General features: G+C 49.6%; 22 protein-coding genes and 1 other RNA gene. 7 read left to right on the plus strand and 16 right to left on the minus strand.

Going from position 1 to position 24,580, the window contains the following annotated elements:
* Nucleotides 1-2 precede the first annotated feature (2 nt).
* Both RGU75_RS02935 and RGU75_RS02940 read right to left on the minus strand, forming a co-directional pair.
* Nucleotides 3-590 carry a disulfide bond formation protein B gene (locus tag RGU75_RS02935; protein ID WP_322232845.1) on the minus strand — a complete coding sequence of 196 codons (588 nt, stop codon included), beginning with the start codon at nt 588-590 and terminating at the stop codon, nt 3-5.
* A 14-nt stretch (nt 591-604) separates the two neighbouring features.
* Nucleotides 605-763, minus strand: coding sequence for a DUF5993 family protein (locus RGU75_RS02940; protein ID WP_322232847.1), 159 nt, complete (start codon nt 761-763; stop codon nt 605-607).
* A gap of 389 nt (nt 764-1,152) precedes the next feature.
* Here RGU75_RS02940 and RGU75_RS02945 point away from each other — a divergent pair, with 389 nt between their 5' ends.
* The 3 genes from RGU75_RS02945 to lgt all read left to right on the plus strand — a co-directional run bounded on the left by RGU75_RS02945 (nt 1,153) and on the right by lgt (nt 3,218).
* Nucleotides 1,153-1,392 carry a TIGR04438 family Trp-rich protein gene (locus RGU75_RS02945; protein WP_322232849.1) on the plus strand — a complete coding sequence of 80 codons (240 nt, stop codon included), beginning with the start codon at nt 1,153-1,155 and terminating at the stop codon, nt 1,390-1,392.
* A 116-nt stretch (nt 1,393-1,508) separates the two neighbouring features.
* Nucleotides 1,509-2,405 carry a LysR substrate-binding domain-containing protein gene (locus RGU75_RS02950; protein ID WP_322232851.1) on the plus strand — a complete coding sequence of 299 codons (897 nt, stop codon included), beginning with the start codon at nt 1,509-1,511 and terminating at the stop codon, nt 2,403-2,405.
* The gene (gene lgt, locus RGU75_RS02955; protein ID WP_322232853.1) at nt 2,406-3,218 is read left to right on the plus strand and encodes a prolipoprotein diacylglyceryl transferase; all 813 of its coding nucleotides are present in this window, start codon (nt 2,406-2,408) and stop codon (nt 3,216-3,218) included. It begins immediately after the preceding gene.
* Nucleotides 3,219-3,462: 244 nt separating this feature from the next.
* Here lgt and RGU75_RS02960 read toward each other — a convergent pair whose 3' ends face one another.
* The 13 genes from RGU75_RS02960 to RGU75_RS03020 form a co-directional block, all read right to left on the minus strand.
* Nucleotides 3,463-4,500, minus strand: coding sequence for a tripartite tricarboxylate transporter substrate binding protein (locus RGU75_RS02960; protein WP_322232855.1), 1,038 nt, complete (start codon nt 4,498-4,500; stop codon nt 3,463-3,465).
* Between the two features lie 73 nt (nt 4,501-4,573).
* Nucleotides 4,574-5,356, minus strand: coding sequence for a class II aldolase/adducin family protein (locus tag RGU75_RS02965; RefSeq protein WP_322232857.1), 783 nt, complete (start codon nt 5,354-5,356; stop codon nt 4,574-4,576).
* A gap of 330 nt (nt 5,357-5,686) precedes the next feature.
* Nucleotides 5,687-6,148 (minus strand): EVE domain-containing protein, encoded by a 462-nt coding sequence (locus tag RGU75_RS02970; protein ID WP_322232859.1) that lies wholly within the window; start codon nt 6,146-6,148, stop codon nt 5,687-5,689.
* Nucleotides 6,149-6,216: 68 nt separating this feature from the next.
* Nucleotides 6,217-6,395, minus strand: a non-coding RNA gene (ssrS, locus tag RGU75_RS02975) — 6S RNA.
* A 46-nt stretch (nt 6,396-6,441) separates the two neighbouring features.
* On the minus strand, nt 6,442-6,753 hold the full coding sequence (locus RGU75_RS02980) for a cell division protein ZapA (protein ID WP_322232861.1): 312 nt from the start codon (nt 6,751-6,753) through the stop codon (nt 6,442-6,444).
* Nucleotides 6,750-6,989 carry a DUF904 domain-containing protein gene (locus tag RGU75_RS02985; RefSeq protein WP_322232863.1) on the minus strand — a complete coding sequence of 80 codons (240 nt, stop codon included), beginning with the start codon at nt 6,987-6,989 and terminating at the stop codon, nt 6,750-6,752. The genes RGU75_RS02980 and RGU75_RS02985 overlap by 4 nt, the downstream gene beginning before the upstream one ends.
* A gap of 109 nt (nt 6,990-7,098) precedes the next feature.
* Nucleotides 7,099-7,617: an FUSC family protein gene (locus tag RGU75_RS02990; RefSeq protein WP_322232865.1), complete on the minus strand. Its 519-nt coding sequence runs from the start codon at nt 7,615-7,617 to the stop codon at nt 7,099-7,101.
* A gap of 225 nt (nt 7,618-7,842) precedes the next feature.
* Nucleotides 7,843-8,067 carry a formate dehydrogenase subunit delta gene (locus RGU75_RS02995; RefSeq protein ID WP_322232867.1) on the minus strand — a complete coding sequence of 75 codons (225 nt, stop codon included), beginning with the start codon at nt 8,065-8,067 and terminating at the stop codon, nt 7,843-7,845.
* Nucleotides 8,068-8,629: 562 nt separating this feature from the next.
* Nucleotides 8,630-9,481 carry a formate dehydrogenase accessory sulfurtransferase FdhD gene (gene fdhD, locus RGU75_RS03000; protein WP_322232869.1) on the minus strand — a complete coding sequence of 284 codons (852 nt, stop codon included), beginning with the start codon at nt 9,479-9,481 and terminating at the stop codon, nt 8,630-8,632.
* Nucleotides 9,482-9,517: 36 nt separating this feature from the next.
* Nucleotides 9,518-12,376: a formate dehydrogenase subunit alpha gene (fdhF, locus tag RGU75_RS03005; protein ID WP_322232871.1), complete on the minus strand. Its 2,859-nt coding sequence runs from the start codon at nt 12,374-12,376 to the stop codon at nt 9,518-9,520.
* Between the two features lie 199 nt (nt 12,377-12,575).
* A complete protein-coding gene (locus RGU75_RS03010) occupies nt 12,576-14,153 on the minus strand; it encodes an NADH-quinone oxidoreductase subunit NuoF (RefSeq protein WP_322232873.1) in 1,578 nt (525 codons plus the stop codon).
* Nucleotides 14,150-14,662 (minus strand): formate dehydrogenase subunit gamma, encoded by a 513-nt coding sequence (locus RGU75_RS03015; RefSeq protein WP_322240187.1) that lies wholly within the window; start codon nt 14,660-14,662, stop codon nt 14,150-14,152. The genes RGU75_RS03010 and RGU75_RS03015 overlap by 4 nt, the downstream gene beginning before the upstream one ends.
* A gap of 208 nt (nt 14,663-14,870) precedes the next feature.
* The gene (locus tag RGU75_RS03020) at nt 14,871-16,511 is read right to left on the minus strand and encodes an OFA family MFS transporter (protein ID WP_322232875.1); all 1,641 of its coding nucleotides are present in this window, start codon (nt 16,509-16,511) and stop codon (nt 14,871-14,873) included.
* 300 nt (nt 16,512-16,811) lie between these two features.
* Between RGU75_RS03020 and RGU75_RS03025 the strand changes: the two genes are divergently transcribed.
* The 4 genes from RGU75_RS03025 (at nt 16,812) to RGU75_RS03040 (ending at nt 20,960) form a co-directional block, all read left to right on the plus strand.
* Nucleotides 16,812-17,888 (plus strand): substrate-binding domain-containing protein, encoded by a 1,077-nt coding sequence (locus RGU75_RS03025; RefSeq protein ID WP_322232878.1) that lies wholly within the window; start codon nt 16,812-16,814, stop codon nt 17,886-17,888.
* A 288-nt stretch (nt 17,889-18,176) separates the two neighbouring features.
* On the plus strand, nt 18,177-18,968 hold the full coding sequence (locus tag RGU75_RS03030) for a basic amino acid ABC transporter substrate-binding protein (RefSeq protein WP_322232880.1): 792 nt from the start codon (nt 18,177-18,179) through the stop codon (nt 18,966-18,968).
* 101 nt (nt 18,969-19,069) lie between these two features.
* Complete coding sequence (locus tag RGU75_RS03035; RefSeq protein WP_322232882.1) at nt 19,070-19,876, plus strand: basic amino acid ABC transporter substrate-binding protein; 807 nt, start codon at nt 19,070-19,072, stop codon at nt 19,874-19,876.
* A gap of 340 nt (nt 19,877-20,216) precedes the next feature.
* A complete protein-coding gene (locus RGU75_RS03040) occupies nt 20,217-20,960 on the plus strand; it encodes an amino acid ABC transporter permease (protein WP_322232884.1) in 744 nt (247 codons plus the stop codon).
* 158 nt (nt 20,961-21,118) lie between these two features.
* Here the strand turns inward: RGU75_RS03040 and RGU75_RS03045 are convergent, their stop codons facing one another.
* Nucleotides 21,119-24,550 (minus strand): UvrD-helicase domain-containing protein, encoded by a 3,432-nt coding sequence (locus RGU75_RS03045; RefSeq protein ID WP_322240189.1) that lies wholly within the window; start codon nt 24,548-24,550, stop codon nt 21,119-21,121.
* Nucleotides 24,551-24,580 lie beyond the last annotated feature (30 nt).

Raw genomic sequence — 24,580 nt, forward strand, 5'->3', positions numbered from 1 at the left:
CTCTACTTCCCTAGCAACTGATAAAAAGTCGGATCGCTGTCGCATTCACCGCCGCCGCACTCCAGCACGGTGGACACTAAATTCGCCGCAATCAGCAACGTGAAAATGACAATGGCGAACTTACCTGCAACATTTACTTTCTGTTTGCTTTCCAGCGGACGTTCCCACGTTTTCAGCATCAACATCGCGCCAATAAACAAGATGGCAGCGAGAGACGAAAGCACCGCTAATGTATAAAAATGGACACCAAATACTTCTGAACCATAACCGTTAGTACGGCCAGGAATGATGTGCAAAAACATTTGACGTGTAGCAACGGCCAACGTCAAAAGAGCGCCAATAAGAGAAACGCCATAGTGGGCGCTACGAATCCCGAATCGGACATTCATCAAAAATCCGATGCCGACCGCGATCAGTCCAACACGCTGAAGAAGGCACAGCGGGCAAGGCAATTCATGCAACGCTAGTTGATAGTAAAAGGCAATCGTCAGCGACAAACTAATGCCAAGGAGTGCAAAAATATTCAGTAACTCACTCGCACCGAGAGATTGTGGAATATCGTTTTTTGGTAATGAATAATCAGGGATCATCGCAAGGTCTCGCTTTAAAAGGACAGATTCAGGGAACTTGTCGCGTGATGGTTAAAGGAAGCGATAGTGACGATCAGTAGCGTAAGCCACAAACCAAGGCCGATTTTTTCTTTTCCGGCGAGCATGCTCAGAACGGCAAGCAACGCGATCAAGAACGGTAAAAACATAAACATGTGAGATTTCCTTTAAGGGAACTAAGCGCTTGAAAACCTCTACAAATAAATGTTTAAAACGTGGGCTTTCATTTGCGGGCTGACCGCCAAATAGCTTTATCAACAGCGGTGCATTGCTAAAACTAATTTTCGGCGAGGCAACAATGTACACCTAGTCAGATGCCAGTGCCTGATATCAGCGAGATGTTTAGGGATTTTTAACCCTATTGACAGACCTTCAATTAGTCCTGTTAACGGGATAAACAGCATCACCCCGCTAAACGTTCAGGCGCATACTTTGCATTAATATAAATACAACAACTGATGCAACGATACCATGCTCGTTGACCCCCATCACAAATCAACCTATCCTGCATCATCTACCCAGCAAATCGCGCTAAGGAATTGCAATGCCGCTTATCATCGTCATCGTTTCACTGGTCGCTCTTAAGTATTTTGCCATTGGCCCCTTCGCAAATTTCTCCTGGTGGTGGGTAGCTGGCTTGATGGCGATTGCATTCATCTGGTTTGAGTTTGTGGAACGTATGCTCGGTCTCGATAAACGACGCGCCCACGAAGAGTTGGAAAAGGTCCGCAAAGAGCGCATTGAAAAGACCTTTGAAACAAAAAAACGTCCAGGCCAACGCTAATTTCCTTGCACTCAATCTAAAGCCGACCCTTTGTCATTTTTCATAATCGTGCATTCCAAGTTGCCTTTAAGCATTCAAAGCGGCTATGATCCCACCAAGATGAAACTGGATATCATATGCCTGTAGAGATGCGGCAACTTCGTTACTTCCTCGCTGTTGCCGAAGAAAAGCACTTTGGACGAGCCGCTATTCGGCTACATATGACGCAGCCTCCGTTATCGCAAGCGATACAAGCGCTCGAAGCCGATATCGGCGCTATTCTTTTTGCGCGAACCAAACGCAGTGTGGCACTTACCCCGGCTGGCCTGGCCTTGTTGCCGGAGGCGCGCCGCATCTTGCAACAGGCCAGTACTTTGCCTGATCTGGTGCGGCGCGCCGCAACCGGTGAATCCGGATTATTAACGCTGGCGTTTGTATCGACCGCGGACTACAGCATTTTGCCGCCGTTGCTACGCGAGTTCCGCGAAGCGTACCCGCATGTTCAGATCGATTTGCAAGAGTCCACCAGCGATCTCCAATTGGAACAATTGGCGCAAGGTCAAATTGATGCAGGTTTATTGATTCCCCCTTTGCCAGATCAGGCCAAGCGGGGGCTAGACTATTTGCCAGTATTATCCGAACCGCTGATACTGGCCGCGCCATCCGGTCATAAAGCCTTGCGGGTAAAAGGAAAAATCAGTTTGAGTACGTTGAGCGATTTACCACTCATCATTTTCCCTCGCAGAATTTCGCCCGGTTTTCACGACACGATACTGGCGTGCTTTCGTAATGCAGGGCAAACCCCGCATATCGGGCAAGAGGCGATCCAAATGCAAACCATCGTCGGTTTGGTGTCAGCCGGCATGGGATGTGCACTTGTGCCACAATCAGTGTCCAATTTAAAGCGCCCCGGAGTCGATTACCGCGAACTGAAGGATGCAACGTCGCAAATCGAAACCGGTCTGGCCTGGCGCAAGGACAATACATCACCAGTATTACAAGCCTTTTTAGAGTTATTAAGAAAGAAACAATAAATGCTGATACATCCAATGCCCGATCCGATTGCCTTTTCACTGGGTCCACTTCATGTCCGATGGTATGGCCTGATGTATTTGTTGGCCTTTATACAATTTATCTGGGTCGGTAGAATCAGAATTAAACAACCGCATATCGCAGCGGCCGGATGGAAAAAAGAAGATCTCGATGACATGCTGTTTTACGGTGTGCTTGGAGTCGTCATTGGTGGCCGTTTAGGTCAGGTATTTTTTTACGATCCGGTCTTTTACTTCCATAATCCTTCGCAAATTATCGCTGTCTGGAATGGCGGGATGTCATTTCACGGAGGCTTCATCGGGGTCATGCTGGCGATGGCCTGGTGGGGCCGCAAAAAAGGGCGCAAGCTCATGGACATCATGGATTTCATTGCGCCAATGGTACCGCTGGGTTATGCCGCTGGACGTCTGGGCAATTTTATCAATGCAGAACTACCGGGCCGCGTCGCCGACGCATCGCTACCGTGGGCCATGATCTGGCCGAACGTAGACAATTTGCCGCGCCATCCATCGCCTATTTACCAAATGCTGGTAGATGGTATTTTGCTATTTATCATCCTGTGGTTTTTCTCGCGCAAACCGCGTCCGCGTATGGCTGTTGCCGGTATGTTCAGCTTGTTATACGGCTGCGCACGCTTTTTCACCGAATACTTCCGCATTCCAGACTATAACGTGACGTTTGAAGGAATCACTATTTCGGCCGGACAGATGCTGTCGATACCGATGGTGATACTGGGAATTGTGTTGTTGGTGCTGGCGTATCGAACGCCGCGCTTCGCTAGTGCACCTCAATAGTTAAGCCACGTAATTACCGCTTGAACTTGGCTTGAACTTGTGTACGCGAATGTTATGCACTCCGGAACGAAGGTTGTTCCGGATTTTTTTTGAACAATCGATAGGCGAACCGGTCTTTCAAGCCACATACTTAACCGCATGAAGCAAGCGCTTCTGCTCCAACCATGTTAATGGCGGTCAATCTTCCAGAAGGTTATTGGGTATTGATCACAGAAGGACCGACTGATCTGGGAATCCCACCGCCCTATTCGGGCTGAATACCAGCCGCGTGAATTAAGGTCGCCCATTTACCTTTTTCAGTTCGTATAAAAGTCGAGAGTTCTATGGGGCTACTCAGCGCAACATCAATCCCGATTTTTGCAAATTTGGCCCTTAATTCCGGGTTATCAAGCGCTTTAATTATGGCCGCATTGAGTTGCTTCACGATAGCCGGATTGGTACTCGCGCGTACGCACATTGCGGTCCACGCAACCACTTCGTAACCGGGCAACCCTGACTCGGCGATTGATGGCAATTGCGGCAAGATCGCGCTCCGTTGTGCTGTTGTCACCCCAAGCGCACGCATCCTGCCCGCCTCGACTTGCACCAGCGCAGATGGCACATCGGCGAACATGACCGAGATGGTCCCGTTCATCACATCTGTCAAGCCAGCGGCGTTAGTTTTGTAAGGCACATTCAACATGTCGATACCAGCCATCTGCGCAAACGTGCTTCCTGCGACTTGTCCCGTTGCGTTGGCGCTAGCATAGGACAGCTTACCCGGATGGGCCTTTGCATAGGCAATCAATTCCCGTACCGAATGGACCGGGAGTGCGGGCGTCACGACCAATACAAATGGCAGCAATCCAACGCGGGTAATCGGGGCAAAATCCTTGAGCGGATCATAAGGCAGCGTTTTCATCAAACTGGTATTTGCGGCGAGCGTGGTGGTACTTCCATAGAATAATGTGTAGCCATCCGCTGGCGACCGCAGCACTTCCTGCGCGCCGATAATCCCATTGGCTCCAGGTCGGTTGTCGATGATAACCGGCTGGCCTAGTTCAAGCGTAAGCTGCTGACCGAGGATGCGTAAAGAAGTATCACCGCCGCCACCGACGCCGAAGGGAGCCACAATACGTATTGGATTAGCCGGATAAGGTTGCGCCCAGCCGGATTGCGCCATGCCGGTACTGACGATCAGGCATACCATCGCGCGCTTAATTAGCGGGTTAAGTTGCAGATCAAGATGTTTTGCAAACCACAACGAAAATACCAACGATCTTTTTCTATTTATGATGGTCATGGTCTAGATCTTAAGATACGATGATTAATAGCTTTTTATGTTGGCGCAATATTCGCTAAATCCGTCATAGGTATTACACCAGCGCTTGATAGTGAATACCGGCTTTATGCAGCATCGCATTAAAGATATCGATCGGCATTTCATCTGGCTGCGGCTGGCGAATTGACGCCTCGCGCATTGGCGATTCTTCGTATACCTTCAAAGGTATAGCCTGATTTGGGCCCTGCAATGCATCCATCGCCATCTGCAACTCACAGGCACGCTGCAATCGCCAATAGTTCATGAAAGCCTTTTCTACAGTGTGGCCGATGGCAAGTAGTCCGTGCGTGCGCAAAATCAACATATTCTTATCGCCCAAACTCTTGACCAGGCGTGGCTGCTCGCTTTCATCAGTCGTGATGCCCTCGAAATCATGGTAAGCGATGCGTCCTTTAAGCCGCACGCTCACCAGATTATCGTAGCGCAGACCATCCTGTTTTCCAGCTACCGCTGAACCAGCCAACGTATGCGTGTGGATCACGCAATGGGCATCGTCACGGGCCGCATGAATCGCACTGTGGATAACAAAACCAGCGCCGTTGATAGCGTACTTTGAACTTTCGACCTTGTTACCGGCGAGATCTATTTTGACCAGATTGGACGCGGTCACCTGACAGTAATGCAATCCAAAAGGATTAATCAGGAAATGTGTTTCCGGCCCTGTCACACGTAACGTGATGTGGTTATAGATCAGCTCAGTCCAGCCGAACCAATCGACTAACCGATAGAAAGCGGCAAGTTTGAGTCTATGTTCCCACTCTTCTTCACCAACTTGTTCTGGGCGCATGCTTATCGCTTCTTGCAAATCAGAATACATTTTTTGTTCCTTGATGCATGAGAGGACGCATAAACGGAAGCGCACCACGTCGGGAGTCGTCGGTAAATGTGATTTAAAAAAAATCAAAATATTACCAACTAGTATTCTCAACTTTACGCTTGGCGTCACCCAACTTTTTCTGATCGTTAATCATCGGAAAAATTGTTGTAACTTGAAGTGGTAATAGAAGGATAAGTAAGAAGGGACAAGACAACGAGGGAGCGGCTTATATCCCAAGAGAAATGATTAGATGCTGAAACTGAATTAAAACGTGATGTTTTAAGATGCCAACGGAATGCAGAAAGCCAAACCAAAAAATAGTCAATAACGCTAAGAGGCAATCTGTTTGATCAGATAGCGCCATTCGGCAGCGGAAACGGGCGTAATCGACAGGCGATTTCCGCGACGCAATATTTGCATTTCAGACAGCAATGGTGCAGCCCGTAAGGATGCAAGATTAAATAGCGGCGTCTTCTTTATTGCGCGCACATCTACCAGCACCCAGCGGGGATTTTCACGCGTGGCTTTCGGGTCAAAATACTTACTGTCGGGATCGAACTGTGTGTCATCAGGATACGAGATGCTCGCCACCTCAGCAATTCCGGCGATGCCAGGCTCTGCGCAACTGGAATGATAAAACAGTACGCCGTCACCTACTTTCATGACATCGCGCATATAATTACGCGCCTGATAATTCCTCACGCCATACCAAGGGATGGTCTGATGCGGCAAAGCCAACACATCGTCGATGCTAGCATCTGCCGGTTCCGATTTCATGAGCCAATATTGCATAGTGGGTTCACCGGATAAGGCCAAGTAAAATAAAAAAGCAGCTGCATCTGCATGCAACTGCTTTCGAATTGATTCCCGCTGTGCCGCTTTGCCGGCATCCTGAACCAAGAAGGTTCAAGTTGGCTACAGTTAGTTCAATTTCGGGTTCATCGAACTAGCGACGATCACTCCCATCGAACGATATTCCGTAACCGCTGCGTAAAAATGGTTCAAGGAATTATGACAATGGCGAACACGGCAGGAGCCCTAAGTTTACTCCAAACGTCCTTCATGTCAAACACTTTGGTAAAAAATTAAAACAGTACTTCCTGTGATCCCAAAGCGTCGTCAAGCACCGTATGCATGACAGCAATTTCTTTCTTTACTTCCGCCATAGTAAGATCCGACAAAGGCCCATCAGGCGCTTTTGCCGATAACAATTCTGCCGCCAGACCAAGCGCTGCGATCACCGCGATGCGGTCATTGCCGCGAATTTTTCCTGCATCACGAATAGCGATCATCTTGCTGTCGAGATAAGTAACGGCTTGCTGCAATGTCGCCTCTTCGCCTTCTTTGCAGGATAACGTGTAAGGTTGGCCCATGATTTGGACGCTTAACTGTGTCATGCGTTCTCCTGAACGTGAGGCTGAACCAGCGGTTCATCTTGTGGCAGCGCCGGAATTTTGTCGAGCAATGCGGCAACCCGCCGATGCGCCTCATTAATACGCTTTACAAGGTCAGCGTTTTCGCTGACTAAAGTGGCGGCGTTTTTGCGGAGGTCCGCATTTTCGTGTCGCAATGTCTGCGTTAATTCGGCTAGTAGCCGGACTTTTTCGGATAGTTGGTGGAATTCTGAAATCATGTCGTCACTATAGTGTTGCCGATCAATCTACGTCAATAGATTCGATCAAGGAATTTGCCGCAGCCTAGCAGTCTATCTGAAGTCGCCCTGAATGCGCGATCAATCTGCTCTACAGCAACTCCTTATCTTCATTTGACACATGCTTAATGACAAAGCCATATGCTAGAGTTTGCAATAAAGCCACACTGCTGCCGGCTAACACCTCGCCCACCCGTAATAAGGCAAGATGCAACTCCTCATTCAAGCCGGTCCCCTCGACAGCAGCAGACATTAAAATGACTACGGTTGCGGGACCCAAGCGCCAATTGGCTGGATAGTTATGTAAAAACATTGCTACTAATACGGATATCGCCAATGCTATCAGCATGGAAAAAAAACTCGGACCTAGTATCACCAACGTCAGGCACGCGACAACCGCGCCATTGATGGTATTGATCACGCGCGCCTTGAAATTGGTTTTGGCCAGCGTTATATCCGGCTCAGTCACAACAATCAGAGAAATCATTGCCCAATACGGCTCTGCGATACCCGCTGCACGCAATCCATACCAGGAGATCAACGAGCCGGTCAGTATCTTGATCAGATATAGAAGAGCATTCTTGCGCGGGCTGATGAATTGTAATTCCATTGAATGCATACAATATAGGCGGAGGGCATAGACTAGCACTCCAACCGGCTGAAGGCACGCACAATCCTGCGATGACCGCAACGGCGTTATCTACACGTATTCAATCGTATTTCAACTGACAAATAGCAAAAGACCAGCACTTTGATATTCTAAGGTGATGGTCCATGTAAGTGACGCGTCCGCTGACTCGCTTATGGCGTTTTGATAATCATTTTGCAAGATAATCTATCGCATCGCATCGGCGTGTTCCCGTATGCTTTGGCGCACCATATCGGTCAATTCATTTTCTTCTTGCTCGTCCGCATATTTCAGCAAGGCAGAACGCATGCGCGGCTCCCACGAGCGCTTGATGTGCATGGCGAAATCAGTCATTGCCTGAGGACGGTTTGGCATGGTTTCAAAAAAAGAACCAATCTGATTTGCCATTTTGATGAGATGGTGTACGTTCATTATTTTCTTTCATTTCGCTGTTATCTGGTCTGTAGCATCCTGCTGACCAGATGCGTTAAACACTTAATCTGAATCACTTGGGGCGTGTTGATATTTGAGTGTTGTTTTAAAAGTTGCTTATTGGGTGTTATTGCGATGATTCGATTCATCGATAACTGGAAAAGTTATCGCTCCGTGGATACTGGTCGGGGGCGGCCCGACAGCCAGTTACTTTCTTTTGCTCAGCCAAAAGAAAGTAACCAAAGAAAAGGCGACCGCAGAGGCGCTGCCCTCCCGTTGGTCGGGTCCCAAGCGTTTTAGCCATCAGTCGGGTTGAAAGACCAACTCGCTACGCTCAAACACGTCTTCCAACAATTCCCGCCTGATGACTAAACACTTGGCAGCGCCAATGACGGTGTAGATCAACAGCAACAGCAACAGCCTTTATAGTGAATGTGATTTAGTTTGCACTGACTTCATCTATAAATTTTATATATCAACCGGTCCTAATTCGGATTAATTAACTAGCACTGCGCATTACATTACCATCGATTTTTTTTTACATCACCCCACAACGCGGTCTTTATTCGATCAACAAACGATGCCCGTTTGCGTACACGGCATGAGAGCTTTGGCGCATAAAACCTAACAAGGTGACATTAGCCTCCTGCGCCAACCTGATCGCCAACGCAGTCGGTGCGGAGATTGCCGCAACCAAGCCAATTCCCATCGTGGCGGCCTTTTGCACCATTTCATAACTTGCCCGGCTGGTAATGAGAACCGCGCCACTAGAAAAATCTTCTTTATCTGCCGCTAATGCACCGATCAGTTTATCTAACGCATTGTGTCGTCCGACGTCCTCGCGCACCAACACAACATCGCCATTTTTTCGCACCCATGCCGCTGCGTGCGTTGCGCCGGTCGCTTGTTGTAACTGTTGTTGCTGTTGCATCTGCTCAATGGCTTTGTGTAAGGCCACAGCCGTAAACTGCGCGTCGGATGCTACCGGCGGCGGCTTGCGGATTGCTTGCGCAAGGGTTTCTGCACCACACAAACCACAGCCGGTACGACCGGTCAAATTACGGCGCTTCTCTTTTAGAGCCATGAATCGTTGCGAGGCTATTTCCATCTGCACCTGAATACCATCGGCAGCGCCCACTATTTCACAGCCGAACAACTCGCCGGGATCAGCAAGAATCCCTTCCGTTAAGGAAAAGCCTAACGCAAAATCTTCCAGATCGGCTGGCGACGCCATCATCACCACATGCGAAATACCGTTGTATTCCAACGCAATCGGAACCTCTTCCGCGACCACATCACGTACCGACGACACCCGACCTTCGCGCCATTTTTCAATGTCAACATGCGCGCTGGTCGGATAGTCTTCCGAGCTTGAGATGGTTGTTACGTCGGTACCTGATACTGGACTACGCATTTACATCACACTTCCTATTTAAATCGCCTCGTGCCTTTATTTAGAGACTGCTGGTTCAGCAGAAGCCCCTTGCAACAAGCGCATTTGTAGTTCTGATACCTGACTAAAGTTCTTCTGCCACTCTGACGGTTGCGATACCGGCATAACCTGCACCGCAGTCACTTTATACTCAGGACAGTTAGTCGCCCAGTCGGAATTATCAGTCGTAATCACATTAGCGCCAGATTCCGGATAATGGAACGTGGTATAGACCACACCAGGTTGCACGTTATCCGTCACCGTTGCACGTAACACGGTCTGGCCAGCGCGGGACTCAATACCGACCCAGTCATCTTCCTTAATGCCGCGATCTTCAGCATCGTGCGGATGAATTTCCAAGCGGTCTTCGCTGTGCCACTCCACGTTCTCGGTACGACGCGTCTGCGCGCCAACATTATATTGCGACAAAATTCGGCCGGTGGTTAAAATTAGCGGAAATTTCATCGTTACTTTCTCGTCGGTCGCGAAATACTGGGTATTGATAAATTTGCCCTTGCCTCGCACAAACTCCCCAATATGCATGATCGGCGTGCCTTCTGGCGCAGCGTCATTACACGGCCACTGCAAACTACCGACTTCATCAAGCTTGGCATAACTGACGCCCTTAAAAGTCGGGGTTAGTGCGGCGATCTCATCCATAATCTCGGATGGATGGTTGTAATGCATCGGATAACCCAATGCATTTGCCAATGCAACCGTGACTTCCCAATCCGACATACCGGCCTTAGCTGGCATGACTTTACGCACGCGTGAGATACGGCGCTCGGCATTAGTGAAAGTACCGTCTTTTTCGAGGAAGGATGAGCCCGGCAAAAATACGTGGGCGTATTTGGCGGTTTCGTTCAAAAACAGATCCTGCACAACGATACATTCCATCGCCATCATCGCCGCAATCACATGCTGTGTATCGGGATCAGATTGAACGATGTCTTCGCCTTCGCAATACAAACCCAAAAAACTACCGTCCAACGCTGCATCGAACATATTCGGAATCCGCAGGCCGGGTTCCGGGCTCAACGGTACGCCCCAAGCTTGCTCAAATTCGGTGCGCACTGTGGTGTCGGACACATGCCGATAGCCAGGCAACTCATGCGGAAACGAACCCATGTCGCAAGAACCTTGCACATTGTTTTGACCACGCAATGGATTGACACCAACACCGTCACGACCAACGTTGCCGGTCGCCATCGCCAGGTTGGCAATACCGATCACCATCGTCGAACCTTGCGCATGCTCCGTGACACCCAGACCGTAATAGATCGCACCGTTGCCACCGGTCGCAAACAAACGTGCCGCGCCGCGTAATTCTTCGGCAGAAACACCCGTTACTTCAGCCATTGCTTCCGGTGAATTCTCTGGACGCAAGACGAACTCGCGCCAATCGGCATACGACGCGGTATCGCAACGCTCCGCGACAAAAGCAGCATCTTCCAAGCCCTCAGATACGATGACGTGCGCCAACGCAGTAATCAGCGCCACGTTAGTACCCGGGCGTAATTTCAAATGATAGTTAGCCTCAATGTGCGGCGATTTAACCATTTCTGTCGTACGTGGATCGACCACGATCAACTTGGCACCCTGACGCAAACGACGCTTCATTTGTGAAGCAAATACCGGATGCGCTGCGGCCGGATTTGCACCAATGATCATGATGACATCTGACTTCATGACCGAATCAAAAGTTTGTGTACCTGCCGATTCACCTAATGTTTGCTTCAAGCCATAACCTGTCGGCGAATGGCAAACGCGGGCGCATGTATCGACATTGTTGTTACCAAAAGCGGCGCGTACCAGCTTTTGAACGAGATAGGTTTCCTCATTAGTGCAACGTGATGAGGTGATGCCACCGACAGAGTCCTTGCCATGCTTGGCTTGAATCCGACGGAATTCGCTAGCCGCGTAGCCAAGCGCTTCTTCCCATGACACTTCGCGCCATGGATCGGTAATCTTGCTACGAATCATCGGCTTGGTCATACGATCTTTATGGGTTGCATAACCCCATGCAAAACGTCCTTTAATACAGGAATGACCATGATTGGCCTTGCCGTCTTTATGCGGCACCATGCGCACTACTTCATTGCCTTTCATCTCGGCTTTAAACGAACAGCCAACGCCGCAATATGCGCAAGTAGTGATTGCGCTATGCTCCGCTTGCCCCATCATGATGACGGTTTTTTCGGTCAACGTTGCAGTCGGACAGGCTTGCACGCAAGCCCCGCAAGAAACGCATTCGGACTCCATAAAACTGTCCAGCTGTCCAGCCGACACACGTGACTCAAAACCGCGTCCGTCGATGGTCAATGCAAAGGTACCCTGCGTTTCTTCGCAAGCACGTACACAACGGTTACAGACGATACACTTGGACGGATCATAGGTAAAGTACGGGTTCGATTCATCCTTTTTGAGTTTTAGATGATTCGCGCCTTCATAGCCATAACGCACGTCCCGCAAACCCACCACACCAGCCATGTCCTGCAACTCACAATTGCCATTGGTTGGGCAAGTCAGGCAATCCAGCGGATGATCGGAGATATACAATTCCATCACGCCACGGCGAATATCGGCCAACTTAGGCGTTTGTGTCCTGACTTTCATACCCGGTTCGCAAGGTGTCGTACACGACGCCGGGTAACCTCTCTTGCCGTCGATTTCTACCAGACACAAACGACAGGAACCGAACGGCTCCAAACTATCGGTCGCGCAAAGCTTTGGTACATTCACACCCGCTTCTACCGCCGCTCGCATTACTGAAGTACCGGCAGCGACTTCGACGGTGACGCCGTCGATCTCAAGCGTCACTAATTGCGCAGACAATTTTTCTGGCGTGCCGTAATCAAGTTCATTCATCTGGTTCATGGCTGATTCCTTTTACTGATCCCTTTTACACCCGGGAAGGTGACGTGACATAAGGCCACTGTAGTTAACATTGACAATTGATACGGTGCCGACCTGGATTGCCGACAGTCCCAAATAACAAACTGCTAAGCAGGAACCGGGCAACTATTTGCCGAAGCCCATCCTACTGCGCATGTTTGCATTTCAGCAAATTGCGCACTTAGTGTTCAGCAACCTCTTGCTCTGCGGCGATACCAAAATCTTCCGGAAAATTATTCAGCGCCGACAACACTGGTAACGGCGTCATATTTCCCATTGCGCACAATGAACCATTGATCATGGTGTCGCATAAATCACGCAGCAGATGTACCTGCTGCGGCTGATCAAAACCACCGGTTGATCCAGCTACAATCTTGTCGATCACTTCCACGCCACGGGTCGACCCAATACGACATGGCGTACATTTTCCGCACGATTCAACGGCACAAAATTCCATCGCATAGCGGGCCTGTTTTGCCATGTCGACAGTGTCATCAAACACCACGATTCCGCCATGCCCGACTGTACCGCCAACCGCGCTAAAGCTTTCATAATCGATCTTAGTATCGAATAACGATTCCGGCAAATAAGGCCCCAACGGGCCACCGACTTGCACTGCGCGAATGGCGCGTCCGCTGGCGGTGCCGCCACCGAAGTCAAACAATAATTCACGCAAGGTGACGCCGAACGCCTTCTCCACCAATCCACCGAACTTGATATTTCCGGCCAATTGCATCGGCAACGTTCCATATGATCGACCAATGCCGTAGTTCTTATAAAATGCACCACCGCGGGCCAGAATAATCGGTACCGATGCCAACGAAATCACGTTATTGATCACGGTCGGTTTGCCGAACAAACCTTCCAATGCTGGCAGCGGTGGCTTAGCGCGCACGATGCCGCGTTTGCCTTCCAGACTTTCCAGCAAAGCGGTTTCTTCACCACAAACGTACGACCCAGCACCCTTGCGGACTTCCAGATAAAAAGTTTTGCCAGAATCGCATATATTTTTGCCGAGATAGTGGCGTGCACCGGCAACCGCAATCGCCTCATTTAAAGCGGCAATAGCATGCGGATATTCCGAGCGCACGTAGATGTATCCCTGCGTCGCACCGACGGCCAGCGCGGCAATCGTCATGCCTTCAATCAGCACAAACGGATCGTCTTCCATCACCATGCGGTCCGAAAACGTGCCCGAATCACCCTCATCAGCGTTGCAGACAATATACTTTTGTCCAGCCTGCGCGTTGGCGACTGTCTTCCATTTAATACCGGTAGGAAAAGCGGCGCCGCCCCGTCCACGCAAACCAGAATCGAAAACCTCTTGCACCACTGCTTCGGGCGACATCGCCAGCGCTTTACGTAAACCGACATATCCTTCATGCGCCAGGTAATCATCTAGCGAGACCGGATCGGTGATGCCGACACGGGCAAACGTGAGCCGTTCCTGCTTTTTCAAATATGGAATCTGATCAACCAGGCCGAGTGCTAGTTTATGACTACCGCCGTTTAAGAAATCGGCGTCAAACAAAGCCTCCACATCTTCCAGTTCGACAGGACCATAACCAATGCGACCCGCAGCGGTGGCCACTTCTACCAGCGGTTCTAGCCAGAACATGCCGCGTGAACCATTGCGAATCAATTTAATAGCAATCCCGCGCTGCGCTGCCTTGGCGACGATGGCGTCTGCAATTTGATTGGCACCAAGCGCAATCGCGGTTGAGTCACGCGGGACGTAAACTGTAATCGCTGTGATCATAAAGCACTCCTTTTAGCTTGCACTAATCGATTGAACTTGTCGGTCGTCACGCGCGCATACAAGTCATCTCCGATCATGATATTCGGCCCTGATGCACATTGGCCCAGGCAATATACCGGCTCCAACGTAAATTGTTTGTCACTAGTCGTACTGTGATAATCACAGCCTAATGCTGATTTTGCGTGCGCTTCAAGTAGCTCGGAACCACGCGCCTGACAGGCTTCAGCCCGACAGATTTGCACGACGTGTTTGCCAGCTGGGTGTTGCCGAAAATGATGGTAATAACTGATCACGCCGTGCACTTCCGCACGGGACAGATTGAGCTGATCGGCAATCATCGGTACGACATCTGAAGGAACGTAGCCGACGGCATCTTGTATGGCGTGCAAAATTGGTAGCATCGCGCCAGGCTTGTCTTTTAATTCGCCAATAATGACCGAGACTTGCGCTTTGATTTCTGCCGAGATGGCAGATTTAAGATCTATTTTAGCGCCGGTCTTCGGGTTCATCAGATGCAACGGAAACGTCTTTTCTGTAATACTTTGCGTGCTCACAGCAAACCTCCTACCAATACGTCGAATGGCGCGCCGGGCGGCAATGATCTAACGCCCTCGCGTTGAATTAATTCATACTTTTTTAAACGCCAGCTGATAACCCACAAGGGTCAGCAGCAATGAAAATTACACTCTATTACATCCCTACAACCACAAGCTGCAATTATTTAAACAGCACCGCTGCTTTTTGCAATGTCGTGAAAATACCCCAGATTAGCGGAATACCGACTGCAGCCCACGCCAGCATCAAGAGCGCTGGGCTACCACCGCTACCGACGAGCGACATATCCACCACAACCGGTGCACGGACACCAGTCGTCGCGACTATTTTTTCGTGCGCGAGATGCTTTTCATGCTCCAGCTCTTCCGCGGTCATGAAATATTTTTCTGCCACTGGACGAATCATTAAATTGCACACCAAACCCACCAGCAGCATTCCCGCGAGGATATACATGGTCGTGTTGTAGACTGCCTCCCGTGGAATGCCTAATGACAATTGGTACTCACGCATATAATTTACGACTACTGGCCCCAAAATCCCTGCTGTTGCCCAAGCTGTCAGCAAACGGCCATGAATCGCACCCACCATTTGCGTACCGAACAAATCGGCTAAATACGCTGGTGCAGTCGCAAAACCACCGCCGTACATCGACACGATCAAACATACCGCTGTGACGAATAACGCCATGCTACCGGCCGCGCCAGACCATGGCAGCGATACAAAGAGAATGAAACCAAGTATAAAAAAGATCATGTAAGTTTTCTTGCGCCCTAGAAAATCGGAACATGAAGCCCAGACGAAACGACCACCAATATTAAACAAACTGATAAGACCAGTGAATCCTGCTGCAATAGCGGCAATCGCGCTCTTCTGCTCTAAGGACAATGCTGAAAATTTTGTGGCAACGCCAAGCAAGCGACCACCAAATACTTCTTGCAACATCGGCGAAGCCATCCCAATCACGCCAATACCTGCCGACACATTCAGGCATAGCACCAACCACACCAGCCAGAATTGCGGAATGCCCCAAATTTTGCTGACATGCACATGTTTCTGCGTAATCATCGTGTTTTTAGATGGCGGCGGCGGCAACCAGCCAGCCGGTTTCCAGCCCGATGGCGGAATCCGATAACCAAACGCACCGGCCATCATGAAGACAAAATAACCTAACGCCAAAACCACAAAAGTTTGCCATACGCCAACGCCTGTATCGCTGGCAAAATATTGCATCAGCTTGAATGCCAAGGGACTGCCGATCAACGCACCACCGCCAAAACCCATAATCGCCATACCGGTCGCCATACCGCGCCGATCCGGAAACCATTTAATCAATGTCGACACCGGCGAGATGTAACCTAATCCCAGACCGATACCACCGATCACACCCGAACCGAGCCACATAAGCCAAATTTGATGAAGATAAACCCCGAGGGCCGAGATCAGCAATCCGCCGCACCAACATAATGCGGCCACGAAACCTGCCTTACGCGGTCCAACGTGCTCCAGCCAGCTTCCCCAAATTGCTGCAGAAGTGCCCAATATCACGAAGAACATAGTGAATATCCAGCCCAGCATTGAAATTTTCCAGTCGCAATTGCTTGCGAATATCTCAGCAAAAAATCCTATATCACTGCCACACGCCAAAGACTCTTTAATCCCAATCGCCTTGGATAAAGGCAACCAGAATACCGAAAAACCGTAGGCCATTCCGATACAAAGGTGAATCGCCAAGGCCGCAGGCGGCACTAGCCATCGATTGAATCCAGCACCGGCAATAGTCCGTTCTTTTGATAAAAAACCCATATCTCCCCCGCTTATTTCTTTTAAGAGCCCCAATTATATGTATTTAATTACATATATTTTTATAGCAGATAGATTTTATTTAACTATTATATCTATAGCTTCTCTTAAAATACCATTAAGGGGGGCATTCTTCAATATGTAAAATATTGCATATATTTTTCCAGAAGTTGATACAAATATCGTATTCTGAGCGTTACTCGCCGTCATCGCCGCCTTACAAAAGATACTGTTTAAAAACCCATTTTTTAACACCCAAACCGCCTGGGCGCTTGTTTTGAGACTGCCGTCATGGAAAATCGTATGTATAAAGTTACAATCAAACCACATTGGGAAATTGGACAAACTTCTGATGCCGTTCTGGACACGACTGGGCTGTTGATTTTGCTGACATCAATCCGGGAAACTGGCTCAATTTCCAATGCGGCCAAAGCCACGAAGCAATCGTACCGTCATGTTTGGGGACTCTTGCGCGCCGCAGAAGAACTTTTCGGTCATCCACTGGTATTGACCGAGCGCGGTCGCGGCAGCGTTCTCACACCGCTTGCAGAAAAATTAATTTGGGCCGACCGCCGTATCGCCGCTCGCTTGTCGCCCACGTTAGATAGTTTAGCCTCCGAATTGGAGGGCGAGTTGAGCAAAGCCGTCGCTGGCTCCAGCAAAACGATTCGGCTAAATGCAAGCCATGGATTTGCGGTTGCGGCATTGCTGAGTCAGCTAAATGCTATTCAATTACCAATCGATCTGCGCTATCGTAGCAGCACCGACGCTGTGTCTGCTCTATCTCGCGGCGAATGTGATCTGGCAGGTTTTCATGTTCCATTTGGCGAATTTGAAGATGCGATTATCTCCCTTTACGCGCGCTGGCTGAACAAAAAAACCCACTGCCTGATCCATCTGGCAGTGAGAGATCAAGGATTGGTGGTCGCACCCGGTAATCCAAAAAACATTCATACGTTGACTGATCTGGCTAACAACGGCGTCCTTTTCGTAAATCGGCAGACTGGGTCCGGCACCCGCCTGCTCCTGGAAATGCTACTGGCCAAAGCCGGAGTCGCGCAACAGGCCATAAACGGATTTGAGAGCACCGAATTTACACACTCTGCGGTGGCGGCTTTTATTGCCAGCGGTATGGCCGATGTTGGATTCGGCGTGCAAACTGCCGCAGCCCGCTTCGGCCTTGAATTCATCCCGTTAGTCCGAGAGCGTTATTTCTTTGCGCTGCCAATCGCGGCAATGCAAGATCCTATGATCCAACAAATCATTACCACAATACAAACCGATACCTTCCGCGAAGTGGTCAACCAGTTAGCTGGCTATGATGGAAGCGCAACTGGTGACATTTTGTCGCTGCCGGACGCATTTGCGTATTTACGCTGAACGCGCGATGACGGACACACTAACGATGGTGATGATGATGATGATGATCGGATTTATGCTCGCAAGAAGGTCTCATCTGTACTCAAAATAAGCTAACACGCAGACGTTGTACTCGGTATTCGTACCTGAGCTTATGTTAAAAGGCATCTATATAAGCCAGATATCACACCTTTTTATGGCGATAATTAAGTAAAAGTACTAAAAAAATCCAGGTCAATCGGTCGCTGTTACCATCCTCACCTTAAAATGGCCGACTATTCGCAATTGGTGGAATCACGGAGAATATTGATGAAAAAGTTGTCTAAAGCGTTGCTATGCGTAGCATCAAGTGTTGTCCTGTTGGCAGCATGCGGCAAAAAAGAAAATAAAGAAGCACAAGTGGCGGTATCCGCCCCGTCGGTCTACGTAGTCGGTGCAGAGGCAACCTTTGCGCCGTTTGAATATCAAAACGAACAAAAAGAAATCGTTGGCTTCGACGTCGATCTGATGAATGCGATTGCAGACAAAGCGGGCTTCCAGGTCAAGTTCGTCAATACGCCATTTGAAGGCATTTTCAATTTTCTCGCACAAGGCGACCGCGATTTACTGGCATCTGCGATCACGATCACCGATGAGCGCAAGCAAACCGTCGATTTTTCTGAACCCTATTACGAATCAACCCAGTTGATCGTCGTCCCCAAAGACTCTAAAGTGACAAAATTCAGAGATTTAGAAAAACTCACCGTCGGCGTACAAAGTGCCACCACCGGTGATGAAGTGGTCCAAAAGCTATTGGGTAAGAGTAATCCGAAAATCAAGCGTCTTGAATCGGCGACGTTAGCCTTGAAAGAATTGGAAGGCGGCGGTGTTGATGCGGTGGTCCTGGATACCGGCCCGGTAAAAAATTACGTTAAAAATAATGCAGCATTAGGCTTTCACTTTATCTCCGATCCAGATTTTCCTAAAGAGTATTACGGTATTGCAGTCAAAAAGGGCAATGCCGCTTTACTTGCTAAAGTAAATCAAGGCCTTGCTGCCGTCAAAGCCGATGGCACTTATGACAAAATCTTCAAGAAATACTTTGCTGATGACGCGAAATAATGACGAATAGCCAATAACTGATAGCTATTGGCGATAGCGATGGCGACGAATGTGGCCTCGTCGAGAGTGAAGTGTAATTCTAAGGACTTAAGGAATCTCACATGAAGAAAAGCTTTCTGTCTCTGTTAGCCTTGACCTGCGCGTGCGCCGCCTTAGTGGCGTGCGGAAAAACTGATCCAAAATCGGCAGAAGCAGCTTCCGGAGCAACAAATCCGGTCAATACTAACGTTGAATATGTAGTAGGAACCGATGCCGCTTATGCGCCCTTCTCATCAATGAACGAACAAAAAGAAGCGGTCGGCTTTGAAATGGATATCATCAAAGCTGTCGCCGAGCGGGCAGGTATTAAAATCAAAGTGGAGAATACGCCGTTTGATGGCATCTTCAATGCGTTAGCGCAAGGAGATCGCGATATCTTGATATCCAGCATCACCATTACGGATCTGCGCAAGCAAACAGTTGATTTCACCGATCCATACTTTGAAGCCAATCAATTGATTGCCGTGCCGTTAAATTCTAAAGTTACAAAATTTTCCGACTTAAAAACGCTCAAAATCGGCGTACAAAGTGCGACGACGGGTGACGAAGCAGCCCAGCAACTGGTGGGTAAAAATAACCCCAATGTCAAACGCTTCGAATCTATGCCCTTAGCATTTCAGGAGCTTAACGGTGGCGGCGTTGACGCCGTAGTCGGCGATAATGGCGTCGTGGTTAATTACGTAAAAAATAATAGTGCCAATAGTTTTAAGATTATTTCTGATCCTACCTTCCCAAAAGAGTTTTACGGAATCGCCGTCAAAAAAGGTAATACGGCTTTACTGGAAAAACTGAATAAGGGACTTGCAGATATCAAGGCAGATGGTACTGCCGACAAAATTTACGCAAAGTATTTTTCGGGAAAGACCTAGGAATCATTAAGCAACATTGCATTACTGACAACCAACCCTACGATGAATGTGGGTGTTTGCCTGCGAGTACGGTATAATTTTTGCCTAATTTTTACGCGCCGAAATGCGTGACCAGTAAAAACCGTTGAGTTAAAAAGCGACAATTGCATCGGAAGTCGAATGATATTGGCTTACAGCGACTTACCACCAATATCCAGGTCATAAGTCGCTGTCGGTGAATGTAAGCCGATGTCATACAAATGTTTCGATACACGAATACAGACGCTATTTCACACTCGACAAGTTTTTTGGTTACGCATTTTTTATTCATCCCGCCGCATTGTTTTCTCTTCACAAAAATATGGATTTTCGCTGGAGCATCATCCAGGGCTACGCGCCACTGTTCGTACAAGGTTTTTTCATGACTGTGCAGGTTGCGGTCATCAGCATTATTATCGGCACCTTACTCGGTCTTTTTTTAGGTATGTTGCGCGTCGCTGAAGTCAAGCATGGTCCTTGGAAATGGCCGTTCCGTCTGGTCAAAGCATTAGCAAGTTTTTACGTTGCATTTTTTCGTGGCACGCCGCTGTTTGTCCAGATTCTGCTCATTCACTTTGCTGTCATGCCGGTCTTGATCCATCAGGACAACGGCCTGCTCATTTCCGGTGAACTGGCACGCACCATCAAACAAAACTATGGCGCGTTCATCTCAGGTGTGGTGGCGCTTTCACTGAATGCGGGCGCTTACATTTCTGAAATTTTTCGCGCAGGGATTCAGTCAATTGACCGCGGACAAACCTATGCCGCATCAAGCTTAGGCATGGGTTATCGCACCACGATGCGCTACGTGGTGTTGCCACAAGCATTTCGTCGCATGCTGCCGCCACTAGGTAACGAGGCCATTACATTACTGAAGGATTCATCACTTGTATCCGCGATTGGATTAGCTGAATTAGCCTACGCAGCACGAACGGTAGCGGGTGCTTACTCTCGCTATTGGGAGCCCTACATAACAATTTCTGTAGTCTACTTCACCATGACGATGTGTTTAGCCGCTCTGGTTTCAAGGCTCGAACGTAAGTACGCTGCGCCAGGTCGCCACTAACCGGCTCTTTTGGACTAAGGCCGATTGGCAAACCAATTTGGCAAGAGGAAAAAGATGCATCTTCGCCTTCTTGACTTGTCGCTTTGCCAGCCTTGTTTGCCAAACTACACCATCAGTCCGCCCAGCATTAAAAGTCTCACCCTTAATGGAGATGCTGATTAGGCCACTTCCCACAATTGGCCGTCGGTCGTGATGACTGCCGTCCTAAGCGTCTTGCCAACAAATATCTGGGCGGCAGCGGCGCGATAACCGATCAACTGCGCCTGATATCCCGCACGCTCACTATCCAGTAGCTGGCGTTTGTAATCGAGTATCCATACTTCATCCTCGAACATTACCACCCGATCAAAGCGCAATAAAACATCCGTCATCACTTCCATTTCATTACGCGCTGCGATATGCAAACCCGGATTGAAGAAATGCGTAAGTGACGGTTGCGCCAAAATCGTCCTGGCCTGTTGTTGCACGATCAAAGCCAAGGCTGGTGTACACGGCAACCAGCGCGCAATCGTCGCGACATCAGGTACATTAATCGGCCAGTGCCCATGCTGCGTCAATCGCTCCAATAATGCATGGAGCGCAATACCTTCGTCGATAGCGTCATTATTTGCAGCTATTTCATCTTCAACAAACGGCGATGTCAACGCTAATAGCAATGCGTCGTCATCCATCGGCAGGTTATTTTGAGTAGCAGTAAGTGCCCGCTTCAACGGCAACGCCGTTGGATCAAATATCGGAAGAACAAATTTAAGCTCGGCATCCCTATTCTGAGTTACATCATCCACCTGCATGCCCGACGATGCTAACGCATCCAATTCGGTTTCCGGCACCCATTCCAGACGCGCATACCAACTTCCTTCCGTGACACCGCCGGCTGTGCTATTTCTGGCGCCTGCAACGCCACTAATGATCAGCAGTTGCTTGGCGCGGGTGGTCGCCACGTAGAGCAAGTTCCAATCCTCTTGGGTCTTAAATCCGTCCTCGGCGGCAAATAATTTGTCGCGTGCCGCGCCCCTGTCAGCGGCGCGGCCAAATGCAGAAAAATGCACCGGTGCGTCTTCGTCCTGAGGCCAGTCACATAGAATGCCAATGTCATCACGGGCCGGATCGCTGTGGTTGGCGTCCAGTAACACGACAATCGGCGCCTCCAATCCCTTGGCGCTATGCACGGTCAATATCCGTACTGCGTCCATTGAGGCGTCAATACTGGCCTCATCCGGTGCGTCACTTTCAGCAGTATTTTGCAGCACACGCAAAGCGTCGATAAATTTTGGCAAACTGGGGTAACGTCCGGCATCCATATTCAGCGCCAGTGCCACAAAAGCCTCAATATTGCCAATCGACTGATTCCGCGTCAGTGCGGTCGCATCCTGCGCATAGCGTTCGATCAATTGCCCTTGATGCAAAATGACATCGAGCAAATCATGGACCGATAAACGTGGTGCAACGTCCAGCCAGTGCGCCAATAAAACGGCTGCGCGCTGCAACCCGTCAGAAGCTACCTCTGCAAGTTCGGCGGCCTGCGTCCGCTCCGCCACCGCCGCCAAAAGCCGTGGCCACCAATTCTTTTCACCACGTTGCGCCAATACGATTAAATCGTCATCGGTCGCAGCGAAAATCGGCGATTTCAGGACATGCGCCAGAGCGCGTCCATCATCGGGGGTAATTAAAAACGTGAGCAAAGCAATCAGATCAGAAATTTCTAACGATTCCAGCAAACCACCGCGCCGATCTGATACAAAAGGAATGCCAGCATGCCGGAGCGCGTTCTCATAAGCACCCAAATGTGTTCGCTTTTTTACCAATAACATGACATCCGACCAACGCACATTACGGCTTCCGCTCCCAGTTTTGATATGCACATGCTGACGCGCTGCGATTAAAGCCTGCGCCACGCTCGTCCCCTCGTCGCGACGCCGCGCATCCTCCGACTCTTCCCGCGGTGTGATTAACGGATTGCGTAAACCTGGTTCTGTCGGAGCTTGCTCAACTGATTCAGCGCTAACCTGTTGAATCAACGGCAAGCGCCACACCGCACCGCCCTCTTCTCCTAACGTCGTTTGGGCAGAAAATAGCGGATTTGCATAAAAACTGGTGTTTAACACTTTAATAATCGCCGTAGCATTGCGTCTGGTCTGATTCGCTTGCAACACCGTTGCGCCCTGCGCTTGCAACAGATCCCGTGCAGCGACAAACACTCTTGGTTCTGCGCGTCTGAAGCGATAAATCGATTGCTTGGGATCGCCAACGATGAACACGCTGGGTTGACCGGCGTCCTCGCCATAAGCATTCAACCAGGCGCGGACGATGCTCCATTGCAGTGGATTGGTATCCTGAAATTCATCCAGCAAGATATGCTTGTAACGGCTGTCGAGCCGACTTTGGATGTACGCGGCACTATCGGGATTGGTTAACAGGCGATAAGCTTGCCACTCCAGATCAGCAAAATCGAAGACCCGCTGTTCTGCCTTCATCGCCTGATAAATGTCGACCAGCGCATCACCGACCACGAACAATGCACGATTCAGCGCCAGCACGTCGCGTTCGCCGCTGCGGCGGCGCAATAATTTAAGGGCTTCGCCGACGTTAGAAAATTCTTCGTCGAAAGCGCTGATGCCGTCTACACCGAAGTTATTTTCCAGCGCTTTTTTGAGATTATTAGTTTTGGAATTGCCACGCGGATTTCCGTTGTCGTCAAAAAATTGATGACATAGCGCATCAAAGTTTACTAATCCTGCACCTTCGGATAGCGCTGTCTCAATTGCCGTTGCACGTTTTTGATTAGTGGCTGTGCCTTGCCCAAGCAACCACGCGATGCTCGTTATTTTGGCGGTCAGTTTGGCGTCATCCCACAACGATAAACGCGCATCGATTTTGGCGTCGTCGCCACACAATTCTTTAAGCCAATTTAGCGGCACGTCGAGATCGCGTGGGGCCATGCTGCTGGCCCACCATTCAGCGCGCTTGCTGACGAAGGCGTTCAATAATTTGCGAGCGTTGCCATCGCCGACGAGTTGATACAAATCTAGCAGCGCTTGTTTGGTATCCGCGTTGTCCTTGTTGTTTAACGACTGCATAAACCGCCTATAAGCATCGGCAAGAAGTTCGCCGGTCTTGTCGGTCAATGTATAGCCGTGTGGCACCCCAGAATTGAGCGGCGCGATTTGCAGCAAGCGCGCAAACCAGCTATGAAAAGTGTCGATGGACAGGCTTTGTGGACTCGACAAAACACGTTCATACAAACCGCGTGCGGCGTGCACAGTTTGCTTCAAGTCGGTTTGCAAGATGCCGCGCTCCACAAGCAACACGCGCACCTGCTCATCAGACGCCAAAGCCAGATCATGCAGCAGTTCAAGCAAACGGTCGCGCATTTCCTGTGCTGCCTTGCGAGTGAACGTAATCGCCAGCAGTTCGGAAGGTGCAGCGCCAGCCAATAACAAGCGCAGCATACGTGCTACCAACAACCAGGTTTTGCCGCTGCCAGCACAGGCTTCCACCACAACGGAATGCTGCGGATCGCAGGCGGCGTTGACGAAGCGCTGCGCTTCTACTGGCACGCCGTTCATTTGATAGGCATGCGGTATTACCATATCGACTTGGCCAGCTTGGCCATCATGGTG

Source organism: Glaciimonas sp. CA11.2, from assembly GCF_034314045.1.
In the GTDB taxonomy this organism is placed as follows: domain Bacteria; phylum Pseudomonadota; class Gammaproteobacteria; order Burkholderiales; family Burkholderiaceae_D; genus Glaciimonas.